At 64.7% G+C, this 9,549-nt stretch carries 10 protein-coding genes; 8 read left to right on the top strand and 2 right to left on the bottom strand.

Going from position 1 to position 9,549, the window contains the following annotated elements:
- Positions 1 to 342 precede the first annotated feature (342 nt).
- Positions 343 to 564 carry a hypothetical protein gene (locus tag SCA01S_RS22695; protein WP_170172292.1) on the bottom strand — a complete coding sequence of 74 codons (222 nt, stop codon included), beginning with the start codon at positions 562 to 564 and terminating at the stop codon, positions 343 to 345.
- A 398-nt stretch (positions 565 to 962) separates the two neighbouring features.
- Between SCA01S_RS22695 and SCA01S_RS22690 the strand changes: the two genes are divergently transcribed.
- The 8 genes from SCA01S_RS22690 (at position 963) to SCA01S_RS21190 (ending at position 9,133) form a co-directional block, all read left to right on the top strand.
- A complete protein-coding gene (locus SCA01S_RS22690) occupies positions 963 to 1,364 on the top strand; it encodes a hypothetical protein (RefSeq protein WP_174544823.1) in 402 nt (133 codons plus the stop codon).
- 148 nt (positions 1,365 to 1,512) lie between these two features.
- Entirely contained in the window at positions 1,513 to 1,842 is a 330-nt protein-coding gene (locus SCA01S_RS21220; protein ID WP_062788787.1) for a hypothetical protein, read from the top strand.
- 252 nt (positions 1,843 to 2,094) lie between these two features.
- On the top strand, positions 2,095 to 3,615 hold the full coding sequence (locus tag SCA01S_RS21215) for an aldehyde dehydrogenase family protein (protein WP_062788781.1): 1,521 nt from the start codon (positions 2,095 to 2,097) through the stop codon (positions 3,613 to 3,615).
- A 25-nt stretch (positions 3,616 to 3,640) separates the two neighbouring features.
- Entirely contained in the window at positions 3,641 to 4,666 is a 1,026-nt protein-coding gene (gene adhP, locus SCA01S_RS21210) for an alcohol dehydrogenase AdhP (RefSeq protein WP_037569599.1), read from the top strand.
- A 25-nt stretch (positions 4,667 to 4,691) separates the two neighbouring features.
- Positions 4,692 to 6,398 (top strand): copper resistance system multicopper oxidase, encoded by a 1,707-nt coding sequence (locus tag SCA01S_RS21205; RefSeq protein WP_062788780.1) that lies wholly within the window; start codon positions 4,692 to 4,694, stop codon positions 6,396 to 6,398.
- Positions 6,395 to 7,381, top strand: coding sequence for a copper resistance protein B (locus SCA01S_RS21200; RefSeq protein ID WP_174544822.1), 987 nt, complete (start codon positions 6,395 to 6,397; stop codon positions 7,379 to 7,381). The genes SCA01S_RS21205 and SCA01S_RS21200 overlap by 4 nt, the downstream gene beginning before the upstream one ends.
- Complete coding sequence (locus SCA01S_RS21195; protein ID WP_007683345.1) at positions 7,375 to 8,616, top strand: MFS transporter; 1,242 nt, start codon at positions 7,375 to 7,377, stop codon at positions 8,614 to 8,616. The genes SCA01S_RS21200 and SCA01S_RS21195 overlap by 7 nt, the downstream gene beginning before the upstream one ends.
- Before the next feature lie 79 nt (positions 8,617 to 8,695).
- Positions 8,696 to 9,133, top strand: coding sequence for a DUF411 domain-containing protein (locus SCA01S_RS21190; protein ID WP_007683347.1), 438 nt, complete (start codon positions 8,696 to 8,698; stop codon positions 9,131 to 9,133).
- A gap of 216 nt (positions 9,134 to 9,349) precedes the next feature.
- On the opposite strand, the gene SCA01S_RS21185 is transcribed toward SCA01S_RS21190, so the two are convergent.
- On the bottom strand, positions 9,350 to 9,549 hold a 200-nt coding region (locus tag SCA01S_RS21185; protein ID WP_245652865.1), incomplete at its 5' end, for an integrase core domain-containing protein.

Here is a 9,549-nt window from a genome sequence, read left to right as displayed (position 1 = left end):
CCTGGGCCAGTCCGAGTGGCTGGTTCGGCGGTGGGCCTTGCCACGATCGCGCCGAAGCAAAAGCGGCGTGCGATTTACCTTTCGCTGTTCGCCACTGCAGCAGGCGGCGTCGCTTCCCAGTGCTCGGGCTAGGCGGAGGCTTTGATGGCCGCCGTCTTCGGTCATCCGCGCCCAGCTTTTGCTAGTAGCCGAACTAAAGCGGACATTGCAGGCTGACCGCCAGCTTCGCAAATTACGTATACTGCCACCTCCAGGCCGATACCATCTCAACGGCAAGCTCCCTGGGGAGCGAGAATCGACCGGGCATGTGTCCGGTCGCACTGAAACTCAGACTTGAAGGAATCATATTTGCGCAAGAAAGCAGCGATTATCGCTTCGCTCGCAGCCTTTGGCGTCCTTGCCGTCGGCGCCGGGCCAGTTCTCGCCGATGGGATGCCGCCGGGCATGCCCGACCTTGAACAGACGCTCAAGGCGAAGCCGGCGCCGGCTCGGTCCGACACGGCCCAGATGCAAGGCATGCGACACCGCGAAGTGCGGATGCACGGTGAGATGATGCAGGACCATCGGATCGCTATGCGGGAGATGGGGACCCAGGACGGAGCCTCCCGCATGTTGCATAGGTCGCGGGGTGGTTGCTGACCCTGCAATTAAGCCAGCTCCGACCACGAGGCTGGGTGGCCAACGACCGTGGCCTGGTTCAACCGCAGCTTTGGCCCGCCGTTCTCCCACGGCGGGCCAATTGGTTTTTGCACTTCGCTGCCGGCCGCCATCAAGCGGGATCATGAATTCGCTTGACCTTGGACCATGGTCCACCCCGCACGATCCCGCGCATGCTTGTCGCGATCAAAAGCGGATTCGTAAGTTACGTATACAGACTGCGTCTCGCTAGCAGCATTGAAGCTTCGGAATTGCCGGGATCGGAACGTCGATCGGGCACCAGGACGAACACTCGGAGACCCTCAATGCGACAGACGATATTTCGCGCGGCGACCATCAGCCTCTTTGCGACGCTAACCTTCGCCGCCGGCACCGCTCTCGCCCAGTCGACGCCCGCGCCCGCGCAGACTGCGCCGGCCCATGCCCACCAGCAGGGCATGGATCATGGCGGGCAGCAGATGCACGATCAGATGATGAAGGATCATCAGGCCGGCGCGCAGAAGCAGCCGGGGCAACCGGCCCAGCAGGATCAACAGGGCATGTCGGGGATGGCCGGCATGTCCGGCGGGTCGCCTGCATCGAACGGCTCGGGCATGGCCGGTAAGGCGAAGAGTGGCTGCTGCAAGATGCCGATGAAGAAGGCCAAGCCGGTCGCGAAGAAGAAGACCGCCAAGCCCATGGCCGACAAGCCGATGAGCGACATGTGAAGTTTCCAGCCCCGATAAAACACCCCCCGGGGCTGAGGGCCCGCCGCCGCCCCGCGGCGGGCCAGTTCTTTGACGATGCCCAGCGTCGCCCCGTGCTCCCAGCTTTCAAAGCCGGGACCGAGCAACTAACGTGAGAGAGGAAACAGTGATGCGAAAGCATCTTGGCGTCGGTGCTGCTGTTGGCTTTCTGCTCTTTGGCAGCACGCCGCTCCTCGCACAGGGTATCGGCCATAGCTTGTTCATGCGCGGCAAGATCGTCCGTACGGATGCGGGCGGCACAGTGGCCTGCCTGGGCAAGGCCGATGGCGCGCACATCGGGCAGATACTCGAAGTCTATCACGCAACGCCGCGCCACCGCCGCCTTGTCGGTCATGTCGAAGTCGACCAGATTTTCGACGACCATTACGCTCATTTCCGCGTGAGGGACGGGACGCTTCAGAAAGGCGATTGGGTGAGCCTAAAGCGCATCCGGGCGTAATGCCAGAATTGGAATGCCAAGCGCCGCCCTCACCTAAACAAGAATCGGCCGAGTAAGCGTGTCTCGGCATAATTCCGATCAGGCGTGCGCGAATAGGTTCGGGAGTCGATGAATAGTCATCGGCTCCGTTGGCGTGTCTGACCCTCAAAGCCCGCGACACCGATGCCAGACTAACTTCTGCGGAACTTACTTATAGGCCGCCCGGGCAAAGAGATTACTCCGTCAGGCCATCGATAGAGATGGAGTCAGGTTATGTTCGAGAAGGCGATCGGGACCATTAACGCGGCGGCCTCCTTCCGACACCGCTATGATAATTTCATCGGTGGTCGATGGAGCGCTCCTGCGAGCGGCGAGTATTTCGCGGACACGAGCCCGATCAATGGCGCCCAGATCGCCGAGTTCGCGCTGTCGACGCCGGAAGATGTCGAGCGCGCGCTCGATGCGGCGCACGCCGCCAAGGATCAATGGGCAAGGATCGCGCCCGCCGAACGCGCCAGGATTCTCAATCGCGTCGCCGACCGGCTCGAAGACAATCTGGAGTTGCTGGCACTTGCCGAGACGATCGACAATGGCAAGCCGATCCGCGAGACGCGCGCTGCCGACGTGCCGCTCGCGATCGACCATTTCCGCTACTTCGCCGGCTGCATCCGGGCGGAGGAAGGCGGCATCTCGACGATCGATGCGGACACCATCGCCTATCATTTCCGCGAGCCGCTCGGCGTCGTCGGCCAGATCATCCCGTGGAACTTCCCGCTGCTGATGGCGGCGTGGAAGATCGCCCCGGCGCTGGCGGCGGGCAACTGCACCGTCATCAAACCCGCATCCCAGACGCCGCTCACCTTGCTGATGTTCGCCGAGCTCACCGCCGACATCCTGCCGCCCGGCGTGCTCAATGTCGTTACCGGCCCGGGACGGACCGTCGGCCAGGCGATCGCCGCCAATCCGCGCATCGCCAAGGTCTCGTTCACCGGCGAGACCGTCACCGGCAAGCAGATCATGCATGCGGCCGCCGACCATCTGATCCCCCAGACTATGGAGCTTGGCGGCAAGTCGCCGAACATCTTCATGGCGGACGTGCTCGACGACGACGATGCCTTCTTCGACAAGGCGCTCGAAGGCTTTACTTTGTTCGCGTTCAACAAGGGCGAGGTCTGCACCTGCCCGTCGCGTGCGCTGATCCATGAGTCGATCTTCGACCGCTTCATCGAGCGCGCCGTGGCGCGCGTCGCCGCGATCCGCCAGGGCGATCCGCTCGACCCCTCGGTCCAGGTCGGCGCGCAGGCGTCGGAGGACCAGCTCCACAAGATCCTGGGCTATATCGATATCGGCAAGGCCGAGGGCGCGCAGTGTCTGGTCGGTGGCGCCAGGGCGCTGCCGGGCGGTGCGCTCGACAAGGGCTATTTCGTGCAGCCGACGGTGTTCGTGGGTCAGAACCACATGCGCATCTTCCAGGAGGAGATCTTCGGTCCCGTCCTGTCGGTCACCACCTTCAAGACGGTCGAGGAGGCGATCGCACTTGCCAACGACACCGCCTACGGTCTTGGCGCGGGCGTCTGGACCCGGAGCGGCAACACCGCCTACCGGCTCGGCCGCGCGATCGAGGCCGGGCGGGTCTGGACCAACTGCTATCATCAGTACCCCGCCCATGCCGCCTTCGGCGGATACAAGGCGTCGGGCTTCGGGCGTGAAAATCACCGGATGATGCTCGACCATTATCAGCAGACCAAGAACCTGCTCGTCTCCTATGACGAGCACGCGCTCGGCCTGTTCTGACCCCTCGCTCAAAGGAGAAACGGACATGGCGAAAACCATGAAGGCGGCGGTCGTCCGCGAATTCGGCAAGCCCCTGGTCATCGAGGAGGCGCCGATCCCGGCGGTCGGCCCCGGGCAGATCCTGGTCAAGATTGCGGCAACCGGCGTGTGCCATACCGACCTGCACGCGGCAGAAGGAGACTGGCCGGTCAAGCCCAACCCGCCCTTCATTCCTGGCCATGAAGGCGTCGGGCATGTCGCCGCCGTCGGTGCAGGCGTCACCCATGTGAAGGAAGGCGACCGGGTCGGTGTGCCCTGGCTCTACACCGCCTGCGGGCACTGCGTGCATTGCCTGGGTGGCTGGGAGACGCTTTGCCACGAACAGCAGAACACCGGCTATTCGGTCAATGGCAGCTTTGCCGAATATGTCCTCGCCGATCCCAACTATGTTGGTCACCTTCCCGACAATGTCGACTTCCTCGACATTGCGCCGATCCTCTGCGCGGGCGTCACCGTCTACAAGGGATTGAAGGCCACCGAGGCCCGACCCGGCGAGTGGGTGGTCGTCTCCGGCATTGGCGGGCTCGGCCACATGGCGGTGCAATATGCCCGAGCCATGGGTCTCAATGTGGCCGCGGTCGACATCGACGATAGCAAGCTCGACCTCGCTACACGCCTTGGCGCCACACTGACGGTCAACGCGCGCAACGAGGACCCTTCGGCAGCGCTCAAGAAAGCCATTGGCGGCGCGCACGGGGCGCTGGTGACCGCCGTTTCGCCCAAGGCGTTCCAGCAGGCGCTCGGCATGGTCCGGCGCGGCGGCACGGTCGCGCTCAACGGCCTGCCGCCGGGCGACTTCCCGTTGTCGATCTTCGACACCGTGCTGAACGGCATTACCGTGCGCGGCTCGATCGTTGGCACGCGGCTCGATCTGCTCGAGGCACTGGCGTTCGCCGGCGAGGGCAAGGTCAAGGCCACGGTCCATGCGGACAGGCTCGAGAACATCAACGACGTCTTCTCCCGCATGCATCATGGCGACATCGAGGGCCGGATCGTCCTCGACCTCGCCTGAAGCCGACTTCGCGAAAGTACAGTTCATGTCTCCCTTACATATCCGGCCGATCGCGCGGCGCCGTTTCGTCCAGGGGCTGGCGATCGGCGGCGCGGTCGCCGGTTTCGCCCCGGCGCTTCTCGCGCGATCCGCACCAACCTTGCCCGCTGAGCTGAGCGGGACCGAGTTCGACCTCGAGATCGCCGAGCTGCCGGTCAACTTCACCGGCAAACGCCGTATCGCGACCGCCGTGAACGGCAGCGTGCCCGCGCCGGTCCTGCGCCTGCGCGAAGGCGACACGGTCACGCTGCGCGTACGCAACGGCCTCAAGGAGATGTCGAGCATCCATTGGCACGGCATCATCGTGCCGGCGGAGATGGACGGCGTGCCCGGCATCAGCTTTGCCGGCATCGCGCCGGGCGAGACCTTCACCTATCGCTTCGAGGTCCGCCAGAGCGGAACCTACTGGTATCACGCTCACACGCTCGCCGAGCAGACGGGACTCTATGGAGCGATCATCGTGGAGCCAAAACAGGTGCCGACGGCGCGGGCGCCCGATCGCGACTATTGCATCGTGCTCAGCGACTGGTCGGACGAGCCGCCGTTGCAGATCTTCCTCAATCTCAAGAAGCAGAGCAGCTACTATAATTTTGCGCAGCCGACCGCCGGCGATTTCCTCAAGGATGTCGGCACCATGGGCTTGGGCAAGGCGCTCGAGCGGCGGCGGATGTGGAACAGCTCACGGATGAACCCGACCGACTACAGCGATGTCTCTGCCGCGACCTACACCTATCTGATGAACGGCGCGCCGCCCGCCGGCAACTGGACCGGTATCGCCGCGCCCGGCGAGCGCGTGCGCCTGCGCTTCGTCGGCGCGGGGACGGCGACGTTCTTCGACGTGCGGATCCCCGGGGTCGAGCTGACGGTCGTATCGACCGACGGGCAGCCGGTCGAGCCGGTCACGGTCGAGGAATTCCGGATCGGCCCGGGCGAGACCTACGACGTCGAGTTCACCATGCCCGAGGGCGGCGCCCGCACCATCTTCGCGCAGGCGATCGATCGGAGCGGCTATGCGCGTGGCACGATCGCACCGGCCCCGGGCATGGCGGCAGCCGTGCCGCCGCTCGATGCCCGGACCTGGCTCGAGCCGGTCGACATGATGGGCGCGATGGCGACGATGGGCGCAATGGGAGGCGACGCGCATGCCGGGCACGGCATGACCGAGATGCCGGCCACGGCACGGCACGCCCGCACCGAATATGGCGCCAATACCGACATGCGCGTCGACTATCCGCGCACCAATCTCGACGATCCCGGCGCCGGGCTGCGCGGGCGCGGCTGGCGCGTGCTGACGCTGGCCGATCTGCGCACGCCGGGCGGCGATCCCGACCCGCGCGAGCCCGAGCGCGACATCGAGCTGCATCTGACGGGCAATATGGAACGGTTCATCTGGTCGCTCGACGGCATCAAGCTCAACGATTCCAGGCCGCTTCATTTCAAGCCAAACGAGCGGCTGCGCGTCACCTTCGTCAACGACACGATGATGGCGCATCCGATGCATCTGCACGGCATGTGGAGCGATGTCGAAGGCCCGGACGGCGCCTTCCAGGTCCGCAAGCATACGGTCGTGGTCCAGCCCGCCCAGCGGGTGAGCTTCCGCGTCACCGCCGACGCCATGGGCCGATGGGCCTTCCACTGCCATCTGCTCTATCACATGGCGGCCGGCATGTTCCGGGAGGTGGTGGTCGCATGATCCGGATTTTCCCCTCGCGCGGCATCGCTCTTGTCGCTGCCCTCTTCCTGGCGCCGGCGATCACGGCTCCCGCCCTCGCGCAGGATGCCTCGCCCCCGTCGCCCGCCGCCACCCCTGCCCAAACGGCCACTCCCGCTCAGCACACCCCTTCCGCGCAAGGCTCTCAGGACCATGCGGGCATGGACATGCCGGGCATGGATATGACCGACACGAAGGCGTCCGGTAACGGCGCCACGATGGACATGGGCTCGATGCAGGGTGGCAAGGCCCCGCCGGACGCGCGCAACTCGGACGATTATGCCGACGGCTATCGCAACTCGACGCTGCCGGGCTATGAGATGGCCGACAAGCTCTCGATCCCCAAGATACTTGTCGATGAGCTCGAATTCGCCAGCGGCAACGAGGGTCAGGGCGTGGGTTGGACCGTGCTCGTCACCAAGGGTCAGGACAATGACAAGCTCTGGCTGCGCAGCCAGGGCCTCAAGAACTCCCGCGACCAACGTCTCGATCCGGAGAGCAGCGTCGAGGCGCTGTGGTGGCACAGCAAGAACCCGTTCTGGGGCACGCTGCTCGGGGTCAGGCAGGATCTCGGCAAGGGTGCGACCACCTGGCTCGCCGCCGGCGTCGAGGGACTGGCGCCCTATTGGTTCGACGTCCAGCTCACCGGCTATGTAGGAACCGATGGGCGTCTCGCGGCGCGCGCCAAGGCCTCCTATGAGGTCCTGTTCACCAATCGGTTGATCCTTACGCCGCAGGTGGAAACCAATATCTATTCGAAGCGGTCGAGCGATCGGCAGCTCGGCAGCGGCTTCAGCAATGTCGAGCTGAGCGGACGGTTGCGCTACGAGGTGTCGCGCAAGTTCGCGCCCTATATCGGCTTCGTCTGGGAGCGCGCATTTGACGGCACGGCCGATTTCCGTCGCCTGCGCAGGGAAGGGCCTTCCGAACACAGGCTGGTGATCGGCTTGCGCGCCTGGTGGTGATCCGCGGATGGCCACTCGAGGGATCGACCGCGAACGCGCCGCGTGACAAGGCTGGATCGCAAGCCAACGGTCGCTGGCCGGCCTCCTTTTTCGTCTTGTTGCTCGCGGCGGCTGCGGCGTCGGCGGGACAGACGGCCATTCTCGCCTTCCTTCCGGCACTGGTCGACCCGGCTCGTGGCGCGCTATCGTCAAGCGCTCATGATTTTCACGTCGCGAGCCTGACCGCGGTCCATCCCCTGGCAGCCTTGCTGGCGGCGCCGCTCTGGGGCTGGATCGCGGACCGGGTCGACTATCGGGCGATGTTGCGCGCAGCGCTGGTCATCCTCGCGCTGGTGACCGCGCCGATCGGCCTCGTCGGGTTGCCTGAGCTTTATGCATTGCGTCTGGTGGCGGGGATGGCGTCGGCCGCCATCATACCGTTGGGCTTGCTCTGCGCGAGCTTTGCCGCAAGCGGGCGCGCGGACCAGGCGCGCCGCTTCACCTGGCTGACCGCCTTCGTGTTTCTGGGCGATCTCGCCGGTCCGCTGGTGGCGGAGGTCTCGGCCGCGATCCTGCCCCGCGCTCCCCTCATGATCCTCGCTCTCGGCATCGGTGCCGTCGGGGCGGCGCTTTGCGCCGTGCGTCTGCCGCGCTGGTGTGCACCTTGCATCGATGGCGGAGACCTGCCCGCGCCTACGCTCGGCGCGACGTTGATCCTGCTTTTTATCACGATCGTCGCGGGCGGCGGGCTGGCGGCGATGCATGTCAATCTCCTGGTGACGCGGAGCGCCATTTCGCTGAGCCGCGAAGAGATCGCCTGGATGCTCAGTCTCTGCGGATTGGGCATGCTGGCGGCACAGATCTTCCATGCAAAGCTGGATTGGCTGGTCACTGTGCCGAGGCGGCTTGCCGGATTGACGCTGGGCCTGCTGGCTGTGGCACTTTTCATGTTTCCTGTCGCCGCGAGTATGGCCGAGCTCAGTGGGATCATCGTTGCTGCCGGCTGGAGCTCGGCAACCCTTCGATTGGTCACCAGCTTCTGGATCAGCGGCGGCGGGGCCCCTTCAGGCGTGAAGCTCGGTTTCCAGCATTCCGCCGCCAGCATCGGGCAGGCGCTCGCGCCGCTGGCGATAGCCATCGTCGCTCCCGGGGCGCAGCCGCTCGTTCTGTGGGGGATTGGTGGTCTATCGCTAGCGCTGCTTGTGTCCCTGCCGCTAGCCTGGAGGCCGCCCGCCATCGTAAAATCATCTGCGTGATGAGGGGAGGGGCGCATTGATGCGTATAGAAAAGAAGGGGCCTCTGCCCCATGCTTATCGTTCTTCCGGGAGTCATTTCATGAAGACCCGCCTATTCGTCGCCTTGCTGTTCCTCGCCATGCCCGGCGTAGCGCTTGCGGCCAGTGATATCGTCGTCCACCGGGATCCGGGATGTGGATGTTGCGAGAAGTGGGCGCAGGCCGTGCGCGCGAAGCTGGGACGCAAGGTCGTCATGCGTGACGATGCGTCGCGCAGCGAGCTTCAGCGCAAGGCCGGCATGCCCCGGACGCTGGCATCTTGCCACAGCGCGATCGTCGATGGCTATATGATCGAGGGCCATGTCCCGATATCCGACGTCAAGCGCTTGCTGGCGACCCGTCCTGCGGGCGTCAAAGGCATTGCGGTTGCGGGGATGCCGATCGGTTCGGAGGGCATGGAAGTGGCAGGCGCTGCCCGCCAACCCTATACGGTGGTGGCCTTCGGCAGCGCCGGTCAGCGAATTTTCGCCCGCCATTGATATCGCGCGGTTTGCAGCATCCTGCAGAATTGCCCGGTGGTAGAGGACCCCGCTGTCGAGTGTAGAACCTTGTGTCAAGCGAGCTGATGGCGTCCCTACCCCTACCTACACTGAAAAAGCAACGATTTGTCTTGTAAGTTGTTCGCGGTCGTCTCCCTGATTTGCCTGAATTTGCCCTGAAGCGCCCCGGGTTTCGCGGAGGCATTTTCAATTGAGTCACGCAACCATATCGAGGGTCTCTTTGGCTGCATAGTAGTTTGCCTCGGCCTCGGCGGGCGGGATGTAGCCGATGGGGCCGAAAAGGCGCTGATTGTTGTACCAGTCGACCCAGCGCAGGGTGGCCATTTCGACTGCCGATGCGCTGGGCCATGACCGCTGGCGCCAGATCACCTCGGTTTTGTAGAGGCCATTGATCG

The organism is Novosphingobium capsulatum NBRC 12533 (assembly GCF_001598375.1).
In the GTDB taxonomy this organism is placed as follows: Bacteria; Pseudomonadota; Alphaproteobacteria; order Sphingomonadales; family Sphingomonadaceae; genus Novosphingobium; species Novosphingobium capsulatum.
Note: the sequence above shows the minus strand (reverse complement) of the source record. Positions and strands in the feature narration are given on the sequence as shown.